We start from the raw sequence: 18,850 nt of genomic DNA, 5'->3' as shown, positions 1-18,850 counted from the left end.
CTGATTGGTCGTGAAACTGGATCGTTGCCGTTTGCGACGGTGGCAGACAGAGCCGGTTACGGTTTAAGCCGGTTGTAGTCGAAGCACGCGGTCGTCCTGCGGTGCCGGGCCCGCAGACCGCCCGTCTTGGTTGCTGGTCGTCACGTACAGGTGCTTGTCCGGGCCGATGAACACCGTGCGAAGACGACCGTACTCTCCTTCGAGCAGGCGCTCCTGTTCGACCACTTCCTTCCCTTCGATTCGAACGCGATGCAGGTGTTGCCCCACGAGCGTTCCGAAGAAGAAATCGCCTTCCCACTGCGAAATCGGGCCGTCGTAGAACGTCGCACCGCCGGGCGCAATCGTCGGCGTGTACGTCGCAATCGGGTTCGTAAACTGGTCGCCCTGTTCACCCTTCCCGGTGATAGTCGGCCACCCGTAGTTGTTCCCGGCTTCGAGAACGTTAATTTCGTCGTCCGTGTCGGGACCGTGTTCGGTGCTGAATAGCGTCCCGTCCCGAATCGCGAGACCCTGCGGATTTCGGTGCCCGTAGGTGAACACCTTGTTGTCGAACGGGTTGTCCGGATGTGGCTCCCCATTCAAGGTCACCCTGAGGACTTTCCCGGCCAGAGAGTTTTCGTCCTGTGCTTGCTCTTCATTTCCGGCGTCGCCAGTTGTGACGTACAGCGCGTCGTCGTAAATTGCGAGCCTGCCGCCGTTGTGGACGGATGAGGCGGGAATATCGTCCAACAGCGTTCGCTCGCGTTCGAACTCGTCGTTGATGCGGTGGCGAACGACCCGGTTTCGAAGCCCGTTCTGCCCCTCGTAGGTTTGGTACGTGTACGCGAGGTTCTCGTTTTCCGGATGGAACTCGAATCCGAGGAGGCCGCCCTCGCCTTCGTGGGCTATCTCGTCGGTGATGTCCGCGACGATGTCATTACTGTTCGGACGGATACGGCGAATCCGTCCCGGCCGTTCCGTGACGTAGAGGTCGCCATTGGAGTGGAAGGCGGCACCCCACGGCACTTCGAGGTTCATCGCGACCGTCTTGATGCGAACCCCTTGGTCTATATCCGCGGTAGAGGTTTGCGTCGTACTGCCGGTCGATTTTATACACCCGGTGAATCCGGTGATGCCGAGTGCCATCGTCCGGAGGTACGTGCGGCGTCGCATAGTCCGCTCCACGACCCCACGGGAGAAAAGCGGTGTGGGTTCGTTCCGCGAGAGAGTTTGTCTGGCGAATTACCTACGGTCGATTTGCGATAGATTGGTTCGGGTCGATCAGCCGGTCGAAACGCTGACTTAGTTGAAGCCGCGCTGGAACTCGTCGAACTGCTCGAAATCGTCCGGCAGTTCGGAGTCGATGCGCCGGGACTCCTTTTCGGTCGGCGGCACGTCGTCCAGCGGAATCGCCTCGTCTTCCCATCCGGGCTTGATTTTGACGCTCTTTGCGGGCGTGCCGACCGCGATATGATGCGCCGGGACGTCGTGTTGAACGACTGCTCGCGCGCCGACGATTGCGTTCTCGCCGATTTTCAGTCCCGCGCGAATCATCGAATCGTAGGTGAGACGCGCGTCGTCTGCGACGATGGTGTGGAAGTTCGTCACTTCGGTCTGGTTTACGACATCGTGGTCGTGGCTGTAGATGTGAACTCCGTCGCTGATGGAACACCGGTTTCCGATGGTCAATTTGCCTCGGTCGTCCAGGTGCACGTCGTCGTGGATGACGGTGTTGTCGCCGACCGTGATGTTGTGCCCGTAGGTCATCGTGACGCCCTTGAAGATGCGGAGGTTGTCGCCCGCCTCCTCGAAGAGGTGGTTCGCCAGCATCTCGCGGAATCGCAGCGCGAACTCCACGTTGTCGGCCATCGGCGTCGCGTCGAACTGTCGCCAGAGCCACTGGAGGTGCTTCGAACGCCGGAACTTCTCTTCGTCTTTTTCGGCGTAGTACTCGCTTTCCAGCGTGGCGTTGCAGGGGTCGTAGCTTTGGAGTCGCACGCGCTCGGCGTTCGACACCTGCTCGCCGTTCTGCCACGCCTCGTACGCGTCGCGGTCGCCGTGGAGGTCCACGAGCACTTCGTTGACCACTCTGCACGTGTCCTCGTCGCTGGCGAGTCGGTCGTCCACTTCGTCGATGAACCCGCGAAGGCCCGCCTCTGCGGACTCGGGGAGCGTAACGTGTCGCTTTGTCATATCCTTATTTCACTCTCGATTTTCTTATAGGTTAGTTACTGTTCTGAGGGCATGGGGGTTTTGGTTCCGGCGGGGAGTGTGACTGCTTCCCACCTTCGTTTCGGCTGGAGAATCGAAGGACGGGGTTGTGTTCTTTGTGGCCCGCGTTCACTTTCACTTTGCGCTTTCGACTACCGGAAGTTGATAGAGAGATCGGTGGAGAGTGTTTTCGTGTGTCGTTCGAGACGGTCGGAGGATTTCGTACGTCTCTCGCGACGTAGAACGTTTCTCCGTGTGTTGTTTGGGATTGCACAACTCCAAAATAACTGCAACAATAACAAATTTCCGTCATGCCAAGAAGACGTGCCGCGGCCTGTCGGCCAAAATATCCCGGCCCCAACTGACCGTGTCGCTGAAGGCGTCACTGCGGAAGAACTCCATCGCGTCCTCCTTCGAGCGCCACTGGCTGGAGATGAACATGTCGTTTTCGTCCTCGTGGTTGGCCAGCAGGTCGGTGTCGAAGTGGCCTTCCATGTCCGCAAGCACACCACCGACGGTCTCAAACTTGTCCACGAAGTCCTCCCGTTTGTCGGGTTTGACGGTATAGAACATGCCCATCGTGCCGAACCCGCTTTCCTCGCCTGCGCGGGCGACGACGCCGGGGAGGTCGGCGAGGAACCCGCCCGCCGTCTCCGCCGCGCTCTGAGTCTGCCAGATGCTCACGACCGCCGAGCGGTTGCCGCCGCCGTACACCGCCGTCTTGACGTGCGTGTCGTAGTGGTCGAAGTTTTTCCGCAGACCGTCCATGTCCTCGAACAGATCGTCCGGGTCTTCCTCGGAGTAGAGCACCATCGCGTACACGTCCTCGCCGTGCGGTTGTCCGGCGTAGATGTCGAGGTCTTCGAGTTCGCCGCGGATGTCGCCCGGTTCGTCGGCCTCGTCGCCTTCACCACTGGATTTTCCGTGGTGGTGTCCACCTTCGCCGTGTGGACGCTCGCTTCCCGAGTCTGCGTGCGCGTGTCCGTGAGAATCCCCGTGCGGATGGGCGTCCTCCGGCACCGGAACTTCCTCGCCGGACATGAAGGCGGGGAGGTCTTCCGGCGGGAATCGCCGTCCGAAATAGAACGACCCGAACTCCGCGAAGCGCGAACTCCCTTCGTCGAATCGCATCTCGTACAACAGGTCTTTGATGTGCGTCGGGTCGTTGCTGAACAAATCGACGCCCCACTCGAAATCGTCCATTCCGATGCTTCCGGTGATAATTTGGGTGACCTTTCCGGCGTAGCCCTTACCGATTTCGCCGTGGCTGGACATCATCTCGGCGCGCTCGTCGAACGGCGTGTCGTACCAGTTGTCCTCGGCGGTCCGGCGCTTGCTCATCGGGTAGAAGCAGATGAACTCCGCGTCCGGCACGTTGGGATAGAGTTTACTCGCCACGTAGCGCGCCATCCCCGTGTCCTCGATATCCTCGGGGTCTTTTACCATCTCGTCGGAGGTGTAGCCGCCGACTTCTGTTACGGAGACGTAAGAGTCGGTTCGTTCCGTGAAGTCGGCGAAGCCGGTTCGCTCGAACGCTCGCTCGGCCGTGTCGAGGTCGTTCATCTCCGGACGGAAGTGGACGACCAGCAGGTCGGCTTCGTGTCCCATGACGCTGAACACGGCCGACGACCCGTCTTCCGCGTCGATGACGTTCTCGTGCGCTTGGAGGAATTCCGTTCCCTCGGTTAGCGCGTTCGTGCGGACTCGCTCGGGAGCGTCTCGCCATGCGTTCCAGTCTATCGTTCGGAAGTCGTGGAGTGCGTACCACCCTTCGCGCGTCGGCGGGACTTTTCTCGGCATACGCGAGGGTTAGGAGCGACCGGACAAGGAACTTTTGAGTCGCTCCGAAAGTTCAGCTATACTGACGCTGATACTTCTCCGGAGAGTGTCGCTCCGACCGAAAGCCTTTCAAAAACACGACTTAAACCCCCTGTCAATGCGGAAAAGTGGCCCGCCGAAAGGCCTGATATCGTACCTCGTGTTCGAACTCTTGGATAAAAAACCGCGATACGGGTACGAGATACTCAAAGAAATACGCGAAATTAGCGGTGGCCACTGGGAACCGTCCTACGGTTCTGTCTATCCCATCCTGTACAAATTCGAGGAGAAAGGGTGGGCAGAGCGAATCGAGCGCGAGGACGAACCCGACCGGAAATACTTCGAACTCACCGATTCCGGGTACGAAGAACTGAAAGAAAAGCGGAAAGAAAGCGGAACGAAAGCCCGCGAGTTCGCGGATGTCATTCTCGGTTTTTACCACGTGTACGTCGCCTTCGCCACCGACGCCCGATTCGAAGTCGAAAGCCCCGAAGGGGAGTGGCAATTCGACGAAACGTTCAGTTCGTGGATTCTCGAACAGATAATCCGGCACCACGAACGCGACTTCGACGAGTTCGAGCGCATCCCTGACACGCCCGAAGAGTTCTACGAGCGAATGGGACTCGAAGACTGAAAACACTAATCTGGACCGCTTCTCCGTCCGAATATCTCTCCTATCGACAATTCTATCTTCTACAATATTCTATCCTTTGTCATGCCCTCCAGACGGCGATTGCTGACGATTCTCGGCGGAATAACGATGACCGGCCTTGCAGGCTGTAGCGGGTCCGAGTCGGGCGGTTCCGACACAATCGATTGTCACACCCACGCGCGTTCCCACGGCGACGGAGACGCCCTCGACAACGGTGCGAGGGGAACCGTCGAAGGTGGAATGGTGCGACTCACCGTTCCGCTGTCCACCGAGGACGTAAGAAAACACGACATCGACACGATCCGGGTGTACGACATGGAAGAGGAGTTGGCGCACTCGATTTCGGTCTCCCCGGAGGATGCTGACTTGATGGCGAACAAAGTCGGCGTCGGTGAGGGACAACTTCGGTACGAACAGACCCTCGGTCACCGTCCGTTTCACGGGCAGTATCGCGTCGTCGTAGTCGATACGAACGAAAACACGATGGACTCCGTTACCGTCGAGTTCAACTGTTTTCCCGACGTCGAGAACGAATCGTAAAGTATCGCCGAAGGTTTTTGGCGATTCTCAGGTCAACAGTTGCGGACCGAATATCATCAGGATGAGACTGGCGAGCATCGTCAGCCCCACAGTCGTCGTTATCATCGTGGTAACCTGTCTCCCTTGACTCGTCGGGAGCCGCGAGACGATGGCTTCCGAACACATCCGAAGGATGTGCCCGCCGTCGAGCGGGAACGCCGGAATGCAGTTGAAGAAGCCGAGGTTGAGATTTATCCACCCCGTCCAGAACAGGGCGTTCGCCAGGATGAAGAGGCCGCCGCCGAGTTCCGAGAGCGGTCCCTGAATCGCGTAGAAGTTGGTGTTCCACGCGACGAACCCTGCGAAGTTGTAGCCGACGGGCATCGAGACGCTAGCGAACGGAAGCAGGAGCGTTCCGGCGACGCCGAGCAAGAACGACGTGAGCGGGCCGTCGCCACCGCCACCGCCGCCAAAGGCGGTCATGAACTGGCCCGCCATCAGGTCGCGGAACGTCTCGGCAGGGTACAGATTCGTTCCGAACCCGCTCGCTTCGATGCCGGAAGTTCCCGGAGCGACGAGGATGCCGACGATGGCTTCGCCGTCGTTGTTCTCATCGAGCGTCATGTCGTAGGTGGTGCGCTGATAGGAATCGCCGTTCTGCGTGAAGGCTTCGACGGTCACGGTTTGGCCCGCTTCGTAGCCGTTCATGATGCTGCTCAAGTCGCTACTGTTGACGATTCGGTTGCCGTCGATGGCCGTGATGACGAGCGTGTCACCCGCGCTCAATCCGTCGGCACTGCTCATCGGGCCGTCTGATTGAACCGTCGAAAGTGCGCCAATCGGTCCCGTTATCTGTTTGCCGTTTACGGTTAGTGTGGCGACCTTCCTGTCCGTGAGTTGTTGATTCAGACTTTTCTCGGTGTAAACCGTGGTTCCGTTGACCGCGGTGATGTTCTCGCCGGTGTCGATTGACGATGCGTCGGAGGTACTATCGTCCGCCGCAAACGGCGACGTTTTCGTAATCGCTGTCACGAGCAGGGAGCGCTCGATTGTCGCTTGTCTCTGTTCGTCACCGTTTTCGACGGTAACTTCGACCGATCTGCTGTCGATGGTGGCGAGTTCGTTGTGGAGGTCGACGTTGCTCTCGACGTCGGTTCCGTTCACCGCGATAATGCGGTCGCCGCGCTCGATGCCCGCATCACCCGCCGCGGAGCCGTCGAAAACGCCGCCGACCGCCGCGCCTGACGCGACGGTTACCGACCCCATTATCGGGCCGAACAGCAGCATGAAGACGAGAATCGTGATGGCGAAATTGTTCGTCACGCCTGCCGCGAACATCCGACTTTGGCCGCCTCTGTCCGCTTTCCTCCGGTTTTCCTCGTCCGGTTCCACGAACGCGCCGATTGGGAGGATTGCGAACAATGCGAGTCCCATCGATTTGATTTCGATGTCCTCGACGCGGCAGAAGATACCATGTCCTCCCTCGTGAACCACCAAGCCGACGAGCAGGCCGAACAGAATTTCCGGAGCGACGGAGAGCGGGAGGAAGTCGTTGACGCCCGGAATGACGAGCACGTTCCGCGGTTGCGTCACCGCCGTCGGCTCCGGCGGATTCTGAACGATAGAAACCGCCTGCAAGACGAGTAGGAGGAACGTCCCGAACATCACGACCAGCGCGATGCCGAGTCCGAAGTTACCCCACGCACGCCAGAACCGCTTCGGACGGGAGAGTTTATCGAGTAGCTTTTTTCCTTTCTGGGTGTGTAGCGTTAGAATCGGCCCCTGCATGCCGATATACGACGGCAGCATGCCGTTCGCCCGCAGTCCGAGCAGGGCGACCCAGTAGGCCGCGATTCCGATAACCACCCACACAATCGTATCCATTGGCAAAAGAAAGGTTCGCACCGCTCAAAGGCGTTTGGGAAACGGTCGTAAAAATCGGGAGGCGTTATTCCGCAGTCTGCCAGTCTTCTTCGAAGTCCTGCTGTTCTTCGTCCTTCTTGCCTCGGCGTTTCTGTTGGAACTTTCGCGCGGCAGCGAGTCCGGCGGCGGTACCACCGAGAACCGCGGCGCGGCGCGCGAACGTTCCGGCTCTACCGCGGCCTTTCGTCTCCTCGATTTCTTCGTCCGCGATCTCCGTTTCCTCTTCCGTCGTCTCGGTTTCCGTCTCTGTCGTTTCCGTCGCTTCGATTTCGGATTCCTTGACGAGTTCAGTGCGTTTCAACGCTGGCTTCTCGAGATTGAGTTCTATCAGGGCCATGGTAATTTGTTCGTTTAGTCGCTGACGTGATTGGTCGCCAGACAGACTTCACATCTCCCTACCACTGGTGGGTACTTTGTTATGCACCTGTTATGTGGGGACAGTAGGGTTATATTTACCAACGCTATTAACTCTGTTGGCAATTAGGGGAGTCGTAAAAATCCGTTGAACTATCCTTCCCGACGGAGTCGTCGAAGGACGAACTCGCGGTCTAAGTTCGAGAGGAACGGACCGAGTTTCGGCCCCTGTTCCTCGTCGAAAAAGAGCCGATAACCCGTGCCGAAAAAATCGCCCATGTCGATGTCGTGGCGCTTCGCGGTTTCGTAAATCTCTTCCTGTATCTCGTCGCCGTCGTGTCCCGTCTCGATGAACGCGGCGAGTTCGTCCAGCGCAACCGCCGTCTCGGCGTCGATGTCCGCCTCGGGCATCTCGGTTCGCTTCAGATCGTAATCGTACTCGTTGCTCGTCCGCTGTGCCCACGTCTGCGCTCGTTCCACTCGCGCGAGGGCCTCCTCGACCGCCCAGTCCGGCGCATCGTCGGGAATGTGTCCTTCCTTTCGCGCGATTTCCTCGCGGAGGTCGGGGTCGTCGGTCATCCCCAAAATGGCCGCGAAGGTGTACGGAATCCGGGTTCGCTCGGGTCGAATCTCGTCCACGACCATCGAATAGATTCGCTCGGCGATCGCGGTTTCACGCTCGTCGGCGGTCTCTTCGCCGAAATAGATTCGTTCGAATCGGTCGAACTCGTCCACGAGCAAATCGAGACGTCCGATGTCGAAGTCGCGGGCCTTGTTCGGATCTTTCGTGAAGAAGTACCTGAGCACTTCGGGTTCCAGCAGTTCCAGCACTTCCGCGACCAGCACGATGTTTCCTTCCGAGGAGGAAAACGGCTTCCCGTTGAGAGTGAACCACTCGTAGGTCATCGGAACCGGCGGTTCGAAATACATCACGTTCCGGGCGATGTCCTCACCGCTCGGCCACGAGCCCTCTGCGTGGTCTTTGCCGAACGGTTCGAAGTCCACGCCGAGCGTTTTCCACTGGGCGGGCCACTCGAACCGCCACGGTAGTTTGCCCTCTCGGAGCGTCGCCGTGCCTTCGTGCCCGCAGCCGTCGATGGTGTTGTCGCCAGCTTTCAGATCGGTACAGACGTATTCGACGGTGCCTTCCTCGATATCGAAGTCGGTGACCGTCTCGGTGATTTTCCCGCACTCTGCACAGATCGGATTGAACGGGACGTACTCGTCGTCAACCTTGTCCTGATACTCGGCGAGCACCTCGCGGGCTTTCTCCGAACGATCGAGGATTTCGGCTGTCACGTCCTCCAAATCGCCGGATTCGTACATCTCCGTGTTCGATACCACGTCGATGGGGACGCCGAGCAAATCCGCGCTCTGCTGGATAAGGTTCGAGAAGTGCTCGCCGTAGGAGTCACAACAGTCGAACGGGTCGGGAATGTCTGTGTACGGTTTCCCGAGGTTTCGGCCGAGCGCACCGGCGTTCACGTCGCCCAATTCGACGATGTTCCCGTCTAAGTCGGCGAGCTTTCGTGGGAGTTTCCGCAGCGGGTCGCGGTCGTCCGCGGTGAACACCTGCCGGACTTTGCGCCCCCTCTCTCGGAGCGCTTCCGCGACGAAATAGCCGCGCATGATTTCGTTGACGTTCCCGAGGTGGGGAACACCGGAGGGAGAAATTCCGCCCTTGATGATGATCGGTTCGTCCGGGTCGCGCGCTTCGATTTGGTCGGCAACCTCGTCGGCCCAGAAGACGTGGTGGCCGTCCTCACCGTCGTCGCGCTCGTCCATCGGCGCCGTGCCCGTGCTCATCCTTGTACCCAATACGTCATCTCGTCGTCCGTCCCCTCGGGAATGATGTCGGTTCCGTCGTGTTCTCCGTTGAGGACGGCGTCGGCGATTCGTTCCGGTTCGGTTCCGTCGAGGACGATGGTCCGGACGCCCGACCGCTCGATGAGTTTCGCGGCCAGCAGGTCAACCGGCGAGGAGCTTCCCGCCGTCATTTCGAGGTCGGCGATAACGCCCACGAGTTCGCCCGCCGAAAGCTCGTCGTACTTCGTCGCATCATCGACCTCGTTGGGGTCGTCGCTGAACACGCCGTTGACGCTCGTCGCGTAGACGAGCAGGTCGGCGTTCGTGTACTCCGCCAGCGCCGCGCTCACGGCGTCGGTCGTCTGACCGGGCATCACGCCGCCCATGACCGCGATGTCGCCGCGATGCATCGCGGTTCCAGCTTTTTCGTACGTCTCCGGTGGGCTTGGCGCGGCTTGCTCGCCGAGCGCCGCGATGAGCAGACGGGCGTTCAACCGCGTCACGTCGATGCCGATGTCGTCCAGTTCGATTTCGTTTGCGCCGAGGTTGCGGGCCGTGCCGATGTACTCACGCGCGACGCCGCCGCCACCGACGACCGCGCCGATGGTACACCCCTCGTTTTCGAGCGATTCGATGACTTCGGCATGGCCACGGACACGCTGGGACTCTAGGTCCGGCGCGAGCACGCTCCCGCCGATAGAAACGACCACCTTCATACTACCGCCGTCTTACCGGGACTTAGCCTTAAGCGTTCTCAACTTCCGACCGAAGGCTAAAAGCGATTCGCCGCCTGCGTTACGCCCATGAAAGTACTGAGTATTGTCGGAGGCGAATCGGCGGCGGTCGTCGACCGACTCGCCGACCGCCTCGCGGAACACGGGCGGGTCGGTGTCGTTACGTCCGAACTTGCGGAACCGACTGATACGACCAAATCACCGAACTCAACCGGCTCAGTGGACTCGATTGGTGCGTCCGACTCGCCTGCCTCCACCACGTTCGAACTCAGCGGGAATGGCTGGAGCGCGTGCGGCACGAACCGCTCCCTTTCGGACGTTCTGGATGAACTCGCACCAGCACACGAATACGCCGTCGTTTCCGGGTTCCCGGACGCCGATATTTCGACGATTTCGCTCGGCGACGTCGACCACGTCGGCGAAACGCTGATTCGCGCGGAAGATGCGGACAGCCTCGAAACCGAGGCTGTCCGCGACACGCTGGCTGGCGTCGAGGAGTACGAAACGCTCCAGTCGCTCGTCGCGCGCGCGAAGCGGTCACCGAATGCGGAACGCTCGGGCGCGATTGCGACCTTCACCGGACGCGTCAGAGCCAAGGACGGCGACGATGACACCCCGACGGAATCCCTCGAATTCGAGATGTACGACGGTGTTGCGCAGACGAAACTGAACACAATCCGCGAGGAACTCGAAGCGCGCGAAGGCGTTTTCACCGTCCTCATGCACCACCGAACCGGTGTTATCGAGTACGGCGAGGACATCGTCTTCGTCGTCGTCCTGGCTGGCCACCGCGAGGAGGCGTTTCGAACCGTCGAGGACGGTATCAATCGGTTGAAAGCGGAGGTGCCGATTTTCAAAAAAGAGGTAACGACGGATGAACAGTTCTGGGTTCACGAGCGATAGGCCGAAGTTACCGGTGTGATTTGTCACGGTTTCGGTGTCGAACGAGCCGCCGAATGCTATCAAGGAAATAAAAAGCGAGAGGCGTTTTTAAACTTTCTAAGTGATTTTAAATGATTTCTAAAAAGTCATTTTCACCCGCATTCACGTCGATTTCCGCTTAGGGGAACTGAATATTCCCGAAACTACCCTAAGCTTCCTTCCTTTATAACATCCCTCCCGACTATGCAGAAACTGGAGTCAGCACATGAGCGCTACCACCCAAGTTGCCCCTGAAAGCCCTGAACCGGAAACCAAGGAAGACCGACTCAAGCAGTACCTGTGCGAGAAGGCGAGCGACGGAGAGATGTACTTCAAAAGCAAGTTCATCGCGGACGAAGTCAACCTCTCCGCGAAGGAAATCGGTGCGCTAATGGTGAAACTGACCGACTGCGCCGAACTCGAAGTCGAGAAGTGGTCGTACACGAGCGCAACCACGTGGCGCGTGGCCCCTGCGTAAGCTCCTCGGCCCCGTCCCCGCGCACCCAGCCCTCCACCCCTGCAACCACCTGCAACCTGAAACGCCCCGTCACGCGAAACCCCCAAAACACCCACTCCGACGAAACGCACCCGAACCCCCTGAACGACCCTGCTCCCCGAATCCCCCCACCTGCTCCCCCGCGAACCCCTCCACACGCACTCCATTCCCTCGAAACGATACGTCCTTGAGCCTCGCTTTTCGTCTTCGATGCCTTTGTAATTACTCGCTGATTCCGTTCGACCAGTGTCACTCCTCTCCGCGTTGACGAACGCTATCCTCCCCGTTCTCTCGGTTGCCGCCGTCGGTTTTCTTCTCGGAACGCTCCGCGACATCAACGTTGACGCGCTCGGTACAGTCACTATCTACATTCTGACACCCGCACTGGTTTTCCACAGTCTCACCACGACGTCGCTCGGCGGAAAGACGGCGCTGACGCTCGCAGTCGCCGTCGTCGCCTTCACTCTCGGCATGGTGGCGTTGGCGGAGTTCGTCGGGCGAGCACTCGGTGAATCGGAACCGATTCTCGGCGCTCTCGTGCTGGCGAGTTCGTTTCCGAACGCCGGAAACTACGGGATTCCGCTCTCACAGTTCGCGTTCGGCGACGTTGGCCGGAGCACGGCGATTCTCTACATCGCGGCCCAGTCCGTTCTCACGTACACTGTCGGCGTCTACCTCGCTTCTCGAGGTAACGGCACGTCGAACTTCGCGGCGCTCCGAGAGGTGTTCAAACTTCCGCTCGTGTACGCGGTTTTGGCCGCCGGAATCGCTCGCATCCTTGGTGTCGTTCCACCCGTCGATTCGGCGGCGATGGAGACGATACAACTGACCGGCGACGCCGCGATTCCGGTGATGTTGCTCATGCTCGGGATTCAACTGGCCAACACGGATTCCGGGGCCGCGGTCTCGCGCGTGGGCGTTGCGAGTACGTTGAAACTCCTCGTCGCGCCGCTCGTCGCCGTCGGCGTCGTCTTCCTGCTCGGATTCGAAGACCTCACCGTCGCGCGGGTGTTCGTCCTCGAATGTGCGATGCCAGCGGCGATAACCCCGCTCATCCTTTCTATCGAGTACGACGAGGGAGGTGTCGGGTTGACCGCACCCGAGTACGTGAGCACGGCAATTTTTATCAGCACGCTGGTGAGTGTACCGGTGTTAACGCTCCTCATCGCTATCTTGCAGTCAGGTACCATCGTCTAGGGGTTTATACCGGTTCGTTCCGTACTGAGAGTGAATGGCTTCGACCAAGCCGCCCGAGAATGGACCTCCACTCGAGCGACTTCATTCCGTGTTTCGGGTTTATGATATTCGCAGAGACGGCGACCAATTGGTCTATTACGGTGAACCGCTGGTTCCTCAAGACCGACTGATGAAGACGGTGTGGCCGCTGTTTCGAGAACAGGGCTACGAAGTCATGCTCTCGACGCGAATGGGCGAGTACGTTCTCGTGGCCGAACCGGTCGAACTCGGACCGAACGGCGTCCCGTGGAAGAACGTTTTTCTTTTCGTTGCCACCGTTCTCTCGACGCTCTGGGCGGGTGCATCGTGGTATCACGTGAATCCTGTTTCGAACCCAGTAGAGGCACTGCTGACCGCGTGGCCCTTCACGCTTGCCGTGATCGGCGTCCTCGGAACGCACGAACTCGGCCACTACGTGATGAGTCGATATCACGGCGTGGATGCGTCGCTTCCGTACTTCATCCCCATGCCGACGCTCATCGGGACGATGGGGGCGGTTATCCGGATGAAAGGACAGATGCCAGACCGCAAAGCGCTGTTCGATATTGGCGTCTCAGGGCCGCTCGCTGGTCTCGTGGCGACGGTCGTCGTCACCGCAATCGGGCTGACGATGGAACCGGTGACCGTCACACAGGAAACGCTCAACAGCGCGTCAACTATCGAAGTGAAGTTCGGCTATCCGCCGCTGTTGGAAGGGATTGCGGCCGTTATGGGCGAACCGCTGGCCTACGACAACGACCCGACGAAATCGGTCAATCCGGTCGTTATCGGCGGTTGGGTCGGCATGTTTGTCACGTTTCTCAACCTCATCCCGGTCGGCCAACTCGACGGCGGTCACATCGTTCGCGCGATAATCGGGGAACGACAGGAGAGCATTGCCGCACTCGTCCCTGCCGTCCTGTTCGGACTGGCGGCCTACGTCTTCTACGTCCTCAACGTGAGCAACGCGACGGTACTCTGGGTCATCTGGGGATTCCTCTCGATGTTCTTTGCCTACGTCGGCCCCGCGACGCCGATAGACGACGACGAACTCGACCCGCGCAGAAAGCTACTGGGCGTGTTGACGTTCGTCATCGGACTGCTCTGTTTTACCCCGACCCCGATTCAAATCATCTCCTAACCGTTTCACCGCTTTGCGTCTTCTGTCTCTTATCCGTGAGTGTACCCACGGTCGGGAAGCGGTTCGCCGTCCATCGTCACTCCCGAATCGGTTACCGTGCCGACGACGAAAATCGGCGTCGGCGAGGCTTTTCTTGCCGCGGAAACGTGGTCTTCCGGAAGCGTCAGCACCAGTTCGAAATCTTCGCCGAAAAAGAGGCTCAACGCGCGTTCGTCGTCTTCGTTTTCCGCGACTTCACGGACGCTTTCTGCGACTGGAACAGCATCGCTATCGAGGGAGAACCCGCAGTCGCTCGCTTCGGAAAGTTGGTGAACCGACCGCGCGAGACCGTCACTCGAATCCATCATCGCGGTTGCGTAGGGCGCGAGGGCCCGTCCTGCGGCGACTCGTGGCTCAAAGCGAAAGAGGTCGTTTGCGCGCTCGGTTTCTCCGTCCTCGAACAATCGAAGAGCCGCCCCGCTCCGACCCAACGTTCCGGTCACGCACAGCACGTCTCCGGGCCGCGCCCCCGAGCGAAGAACCGGGTCGTCGGTTCGACCCAGTGCTGTCGTCGTCGCGGTGAACTCCGCGAACGTATCGAGGTCGCCGCCGACGTAGCGTGCGTCGACCGATTCACACACGTCGCTCGCACCCGCGACGAACGCTTCGAGTTCGTCGCGGTCGAACCCGGCGTCGGCGTAGACGGCGACGGCGGCGACCGCTTTTGCCCCCATCGCCGCGACATCCGAGAGGGAGGCACCGACCGCGCGCCATCCGGCGGTGTATCTTTCCGTTCCCGTCGGGAAGTCCGTCGTCTCGTGGAGCATGTCGGTTGTTATCACTAGTCCGTCCACGACCGCCGCGTCGTCGCCCGCGTCGGGGAGTTTTCCCGCCAGCAGTTTGAGCGCGGCCCGTTCGTCCATATCGGTCGTTCTATCGCGCCGGGAAAAAAGCTGAACGGTCTTCGCTGGCTTCAAGCAGTCTCGCTGATAGGTGAAAACTGATAATTGATGCGCCTTGATTTAGGTGACCTGCGAACGGTGACGGTCGGATTCGTCGCCGCAGTCGCCGTCCTGTTGGTCGTTTTCTCCATCGTCGGTATCGACCACGTGGTGTCGGCGCTGTCGATGGCCGACGCGCGAATCGTCGCCGCCGTCGCGGTCGTGGCTGTCCTCTGGCTGTTCTCGTGGGCGATGTCCCTCCGAACCGTTCTCGGTATCCTCGGCGTTCACACCTCGCCTCTCCGGGCGTTCTTCCTCTACGCGGGAGCGACGTTCGCAAACAACGTGACGCCGTTCGGACAGGCGGGTGGCGAGCCGTTCACCGCCCTGCTTATCTCGCGGGTCACCGATGCCGAGTACGAGACGAGCCTCGGCGCTATCGCAACCGTGGACTCCATCAATTTCGTTCCCTCCATCTCGTTCGCACTGGTCGGCATCGCCTACTACACGACGGTGCTGACGCTCGGCAGCACGGTCGAACTGGTCGCGCTCTCCATCGTGGCGTTGGCGCTTTCCGTTCCCATCGTGGTGGTGTTCGCGTGGCGTCGTCGAAACCGATTGGGGTCGAGTGTCGCGGGCGTCGTCGTCCCCGCGGTCGGACTCGTTGCACGCGTTGTTCCCCCCGTGACCCCGACCACGAAACCCGCCGTCAAACGGCGGATTCAGGGCTTTTTCGGGACGATCGAGCGAATCGCGGGCGACCGCCGCGGTCTCTTGCTCGCCCTGTTCTTTTCCGCGTTCGGATGGCTTCTTTCGTCCCTCTCGCTGTGGCTCTCGCTCTACTCGCTCGGTCACCCCGTTCCATTCGCGGCGGTGCTGTTCATCGTCCCGATTGGGAGTATCGCGGGTGTTGCACCCCTTCCGGGGGGACTCGGCGGCGTAGAGGCGGCGCTGGTGCTCCTGCTCGTACCCATCACGGGCGTCACTGCGGCGACGGCGGGGGCGGCGGCGGTCATCCACCGCGGGGCAACCTACTGGCTTCCGACAATGCTCGGCGGGGTGACGACGGCGATGTTGGAGGCCGACAATGCCAATGGAGAATTACCGCGGTAGTTCGGATGGCCCACTGAGGCTATTTACCGGTGGCTCCCTCTGTCCCGTCGTATCCCGGAGTCGGTTCCGCACTTGAACGTTCCCGTTCGCCGTTCTGATTTCGATGGTTCGGAAAGCCCACGGCGAGCGGAATCGATAGCAGAGGCAGCCATCGAGCGACCCTCGTCCGAAGTCCGTAACGATGGCTTTAAACGCCGCCGAAGGGAATCCAATCGTATGACGACGCTCTACGACGTTCCGGCCGACGCGCTCATCGAGGCGCTTGCCGACGAGCTTGAGGATCGAATCGACGAGCCCGACTGGTTCGAGTTCGCCAAAACCGGTGCACAGCGCGAACTGCCGCCGGAACAGGACAACTTCTGGTACATCCGCGCAGGTAGTCTCCTCCGCAAGGTCGCCATGAGCGGCCCGGTCGGTGTCGAGCGCCTTTCGACCGAGTACGGCGACAGCAAATCCGGTTCGAACCGCTACGCCGTCGCGCCAGCACACCGCGCCGACGGGAGCAAGAAGATCATCCGAACCATCCTCCAGCAGCTCGAAGAGAAGGGCTTCATCAGTTCCAGCGAGAGCCGCGGCCGCGAAGTCACCGGCGAGGGCCGCAGTTTCCTCGACGACACGGCCGGTGAGGTCATGTCCGACCTCGACCGCCCGGAACTCGAACGCTACGCGTAACGACGCGATTTCCGTCTTCGGCTATTGGTTTTTATCTGATTAGTTGCGGCTCTGCGCGGCTTTTGCAGGCTTTCATTTCCTGTAACTGGCTCTTGTGACCCAAATCACGACAACAAACAACCGCATGCGGACGAGTGCGCCAACGGTCGGCGCACTCGCCCTCGTCGTCCCCATTCTTCCCCGGGCACTCGGACGGTTCGCGCCGGTCGCGCGAACCGTCTACGCCGCACGTCCTCGAGCCGGGTGCGTCGATTTCGGCTCCTTCGGAAATCCGAATCCAGAACATTCAGACCGATTTTCTCGAACCAGTCGAACGCTGTCCTCCGTAATTGTTTTTGGTCGTGCGCGGTAACGAAGTGATAAGGCATGAGTGGAAGTCCTGACGACGACCGACTGGAAGAGCTTCGACAGAAGAAAATGGAGGAACTGCAAGACCAAAAACAGCAAGAGGAGGCCCAGCAACAGGCCCAACAGCAAGCAGACGCGCAAAAACAAGCCCTGCTCCGACAGTATCTCACCGACGGTGCTCGAAAACGGCTAAACTCGGTTCGGATGAGCAAACCGCAGTTCGCAGAACAGGTCGAACAGCAAATACTCGCCATCGCCCAGAGCGGGCGTATCAACGGGAAAATAGACGACCAGAAGATGAAAGAACTCCTCCGCGAACTGAAGCCCGACAAAAAGAGCTTCAACATCAAACGCCGCTGAGATGGAACTCGGACTCCTCTACAGCGGGGGAAAGGACTCGACGCTCGCCGCCCTCCTGTTGAACGACTTTTACGACGTAACGCTCGTCACGGCTCACTTCGGCGTCGCAGACGACTGGAAGCACGCCCGCGACACCGCGGAAGCCACCGGCTTCGACTTCGAAGCGGTCGAACTCGACCGCGATGTGGCTACCACCGCGGTTGAACAGATGGTTGAGAACGGCTACCCGCGAAACGGTATTCAACAGGTTCACCTGCACGCCTTGGAAACCGTTGCCAGCATGCGGTTCGACGCGGTCGCGGACGGCACACGCCGGGACGACCGCGTGCCGACGGTTTCACGCGCACAAGCCCAAAGCCTCGAAGACCGCTATGAAATCGACTACATCGTCCCCCTCTCCGGGTTCGGTCGCGGTGCGGTCGATTCGCTCGTCAGGGCGAATCTCGACGTGGAATCCGGGCCGAGCGACGAGATTCGCAAGGCCGACTACGAGGGAGAACTGCGTTCCCTCCTCGCGGACGAACACGGCGCTGACGCAGTGAACGACGTGTTCCCCGCGCACGAACAAACCTACGTTACAGGGTTTCTCACACCACGATAACGCAGTGCCTGCTAGACGTTCGCTCGTCGTGTGGGGGAGCCGATACTGCACTCGGTACGAGTCAATCGATGGCTGCTTTTTCGATTCGTTTCCGCAACGACCCCGTTCTGCGCGGTAGCATGCAACGAACTAAAGCCATCCCGCGTGTACGAACTGGAGATGCGCGCCTTTCGAGTTGCTTACGACGGCCGTCCGTTCTACGGATTTCAGCGTCAGCCGGATGTCCCGACCATAGAGGATGCGATGTTCGACGCGCTTCGAGCCCTCGGCGTCGCCGATATCGTGCCGGAGGGGTACGCCGCCGCGGGAAGAACTGACGCCGGGGTCTCCGCGCTTTCCCAGACCGTCGCGTTCGACTGTCCCGACTGGCTCACCCCGTCGGCGTTCAACAGCGAACTACCGGGGTCGATTCGTGCGTGGGCCAGCACGAACGTCGTCCCGGAGTTTCACGCGACCCACGACGCTTACTATCGGGAGTACGTCTATCACTGCTACGCGCCGACGGCGAACCTCGCGCTGGCGAAAGACGCGAGCGAGCGACTCTCTGGCGAGAACGATTTCCACAACCTGACGCCGGACGAGGACGGCACCGTCCGCGACCTCGACATTCACGTCCTCCAGGACGGCGACTATCTCGTCTTCACGCTTCGTGCGGGAGGCTTCGCCCGTAATCTGGTTCGCCGAGTTGTCTCGCTCGTCCACGGAATCGCCGTGGGGAACGCGCCGATGGCGAAAATCGAGCGCGTCCTCTCTTCAAAACCGCTTTCCGGGCCGGACGGCGTTCCGACCGCACCGGCCCACCCCCTTCTGCTCGCGGATGTGGGATACAACTGCGAGTTCGAAATCGAGAAAGATGCGGCGGAAAGCGCGGAAGCCGTGTTCCGCGACCTGCGCGTCGAACAGCGAACTCGGTCACGGATCTCCCGCGAAATTTCCACCTCTCTCGAATAGATTTATCCCCGTGACAAGTCTTATAACTTTTATTTACTGATATTTTATGTGTTAAACAGCGACGCGGTACGAGACGTGACCGTGAACGTCACCGCCGGAATACTAATTTTCTCGTT

General features: G+C 60.0%; 20 protein-coding genes. 12 read left to right on the top strand and 8 right to left on the bottom strand.

Annotated features, from left to right (window positions below):
• Positions 1 to 63: 63 nt before the first annotated feature.
• The 3 genes from LIX15_RS04705 to LIX15_RS04695 form a co-directional block, all read right to left on the bottom strand.
• Positions 64 to 1,152, bottom strand: coding sequence for a PQQ-dependent sugar dehydrogenase (locus LIX15_RS04705; RefSeq protein ID WP_227776350.1), 1,089 nt, complete (start codon positions 1,150 to 1,152; stop codon positions 64 to 66).
• Between the two features lie 129 nt (positions 1,153 to 1,281).
• Positions 1,282 to 2,172: an acyltransferase gene (locus LIX15_RS04700; protein ID WP_227776349.1), complete on the bottom strand. Its 891-nt coding sequence runs from the start codon at positions 2,170 to 2,172 to the stop codon at positions 1,282 to 1,284.
• A gap of 327 nt (positions 2,173 to 2,499) precedes the next feature.
• The gene (locus tag LIX15_RS04695) at positions 2,500 to 3,990 is read right to left on the bottom strand and encodes a heme-binding protein (RefSeq protein WP_227776348.1); all 1,491 of its coding nucleotides are present in this window, start codon (positions 3,988 to 3,990) and stop codon (positions 2,500 to 2,502) included.
• Positions 3,991 to 4,126: 136 nt separating this feature from the next.
• Here LIX15_RS04695 and LIX15_RS04690 point away from each other — a divergent pair, with 136 nt between their 5' ends.
• Together LIX15_RS04690 and LIX15_RS04685 are read left to right on the top strand one after the other, a co-directional pair.
• On the top strand, positions 4,127 to 4,642 hold the full coding sequence (locus LIX15_RS04690; RefSeq protein ID WP_227776347.1) for a PadR family transcriptional regulator: 516 nt from the start codon (positions 4,127 to 4,129) through the stop codon (positions 4,640 to 4,642).
• 81 nt (positions 4,643 to 4,723) lie between these two features.
• On the top strand, positions 4,724 to 5,200 hold the full coding sequence (locus LIX15_RS04685; protein WP_227776346.1) for a hypothetical protein: 477 nt from the start codon (positions 4,724 to 4,726) through the stop codon (positions 5,198 to 5,200).
• A 27-nt stretch (positions 5,201 to 5,227) separates the two neighbouring features.
• On the opposite strand, the gene LIX15_RS04680 is transcribed toward LIX15_RS04685, so the two are convergent.
• The 4 genes from LIX15_RS04680 to pyrH all read right to left on the bottom strand — a co-directional run bounded on the left by LIX15_RS04680 (position 5,228) and on the right by pyrH (position 9,978).
• Entirely contained in the window at positions 5,228 to 7,063 is a 1,836-nt protein-coding gene (locus LIX15_RS04680; RefSeq protein ID WP_227776345.1) for a site-2 protease family protein, read from the bottom strand.
• A 64-nt stretch (positions 7,064 to 7,127) separates the two neighbouring features.
• Positions 7,128 to 7,439, bottom strand: a complete 312-nt coding sequence (locus LIX15_RS04675; RefSeq protein ID WP_227776344.1) for a hypothetical protein — start codon at positions 7,437 to 7,439, stop codon at positions 7,128 to 7,130.
• 170 nt (positions 7,440 to 7,609) lie between these two features.
• The gene (gene lysS, locus LIX15_RS04670; RefSeq protein WP_345410171.1) at positions 7,610 to 9,262 is read right to left on the bottom strand and encodes a lysine--tRNA ligase; all 1,653 of its coding nucleotides are present in this window, start codon (positions 9,260 to 9,262) and stop codon (positions 7,610 to 7,612) included.
• Positions 9,259 to 9,978 (bottom strand): UMP kinase, encoded by a 720-nt coding sequence (gene pyrH, locus LIX15_RS04665; protein ID WP_227776343.1) that lies wholly within the window; start codon positions 9,976 to 9,978, stop codon positions 9,259 to 9,261. Before pyrH ends, lysS begins: the two co-directional genes overlap by 4 nt.
• Positions 9,979 to 10,065: 87 nt before the next feature.
• Here pyrH and LIX15_RS04660 point away from each other — a divergent pair, with 87 nt between their 5' ends.
• The 4 genes from LIX15_RS04660 to LIX15_RS04645 all read left to right on the top strand — a co-directional run bounded on the left by LIX15_RS04660 (position 10,066) and on the right by LIX15_RS04645 (position 13,769).
• On the top strand, positions 10,066 to 10,899 hold the full coding sequence (locus LIX15_RS04660; protein ID WP_227776342.1) for a molybdopterin synthase: 834 nt from the start codon (positions 10,066 to 10,068) through the stop codon (positions 10,897 to 10,899).
• Between the two features lie 244 nt (positions 10,900 to 11,143).
• Positions 11,144 to 11,395 carry a DUF7123 family protein gene (locus tag LIX15_RS04655; RefSeq protein ID WP_227776341.1) on the top strand — a complete coding sequence of 84 codons (252 nt, stop codon included), beginning with the start codon at positions 11,144 to 11,146 and terminating at the stop codon, positions 11,393 to 11,395.
• Positions 11,396 to 11,659: 264 nt separating this feature from the next.
• The gene (locus LIX15_RS04650; RefSeq protein WP_227776340.1) at positions 11,660 to 12,610 is read left to right on the top strand and encodes an AEC family transporter; all 951 of its coding nucleotides are present in this window, start codon (positions 11,660 to 11,662) and stop codon (positions 12,608 to 12,610) included.
• Between the two features lie 34 nt (positions 12,611 to 12,644).
• Positions 12,645 to 13,769: a site-2 protease family protein gene (locus tag LIX15_RS04645; protein ID WP_227776339.1), complete on the top strand. Its 1,125-nt coding sequence runs from the start codon at positions 12,645 to 12,647 to the stop codon at positions 13,767 to 13,769.
• 29 nt (positions 13,770 to 13,798) lie between these two features.
• On the opposite strand, the gene thiL is transcribed toward LIX15_RS04645, so the two are convergent.
• Positions 13,799 to 14,671 carry a thiamine-phosphate kinase gene (gene thiL, locus LIX15_RS04640; protein WP_227776338.1) on the bottom strand — a complete coding sequence of 291 codons (873 nt, stop codon included), beginning with the start codon at positions 14,669 to 14,671 and terminating at the stop codon, positions 13,799 to 13,801.
• An 87-nt stretch (positions 14,672 to 14,758) separates the two neighbouring features.
• Between thiL and LIX15_RS04635 the strand changes: the two genes are divergently transcribed.
• The 6 genes from LIX15_RS04635 to truA all read left to right on the top strand — a co-directional run bounded on the left by LIX15_RS04635 (position 14,759) and on the right by truA (position 18,734).
• Positions 14,759 to 15,802 carry a lysylphosphatidylglycerol synthase transmembrane domain-containing protein gene (locus tag LIX15_RS04635; protein WP_227776337.1) on the top strand — a complete coding sequence of 348 codons (1,044 nt, stop codon included), beginning with the start codon at positions 14,759 to 14,761 and terminating at the stop codon, positions 15,800 to 15,802.
• Positions 15,803 to 16,018: 216 nt separating this feature from the next.
• Complete coding sequence (locus tag LIX15_RS04630; RefSeq protein WP_227776336.1) at positions 16,019 to 16,474, top strand: 30S ribosomal protein S19e; 456 nt, start codon at positions 16,019 to 16,021, stop codon at positions 16,472 to 16,474.
• A gap of 94 nt (positions 16,475 to 16,568) precedes the next feature.
• Positions 16,569 to 16,826 carry a hypothetical protein gene (locus LIX15_RS04625; RefSeq protein ID WP_227776335.1) on the top strand — a complete coding sequence of 86 codons (258 nt, stop codon included), beginning with the start codon at positions 16,569 to 16,571 and terminating at the stop codon, positions 16,824 to 16,826.
• A 14-nt stretch (positions 16,827 to 16,840) separates the two neighbouring features.
• A complete protein-coding gene (locus LIX15_RS04620; protein WP_227776334.1) occupies positions 16,841 to 17,182 on the top strand; it encodes a DNA-binding protein in 342 nt (113 codons plus the stop codon).
• 1 nt (position 17,183) lies between these two features.
• The gene (locus tag LIX15_RS04615; RefSeq protein WP_227776333.1) at positions 17,184 to 17,783 is read left to right on the top strand and encodes a DUF7411 family protein; all 600 of its coding nucleotides are present in this window, start codon (positions 17,184 to 17,186) and stop codon (positions 17,781 to 17,783) included.
• Between the two features lie 159 nt (positions 17,784 to 17,942).
• Complete coding sequence (gene truA / locus LIX15_RS04610; RefSeq protein WP_227776332.1) at positions 17,943 to 18,734, top strand: tRNA pseudouridine(38-40) synthase TruA; 792 nt, start codon at positions 17,943 to 17,945, stop codon at positions 18,732 to 18,734.
• The last annotated feature ends 116 nt before the right edge of the window (positions 18,735 to 18,850 follow it).

The organism is Haladaptatus pallidirubidus, assembly GCF_020700235.1.
In the GTDB taxonomy this organism is placed as follows: Archaea; Halobacteriota; Halobacteria; order Halobacteriales; family Haladaptataceae; genus Haladaptatus; species Haladaptatus pallidirubidus.
Note: the sequence above shows the minus strand (reverse complement) of the source record. Positions and strands in the feature narration are given on the sequence as shown.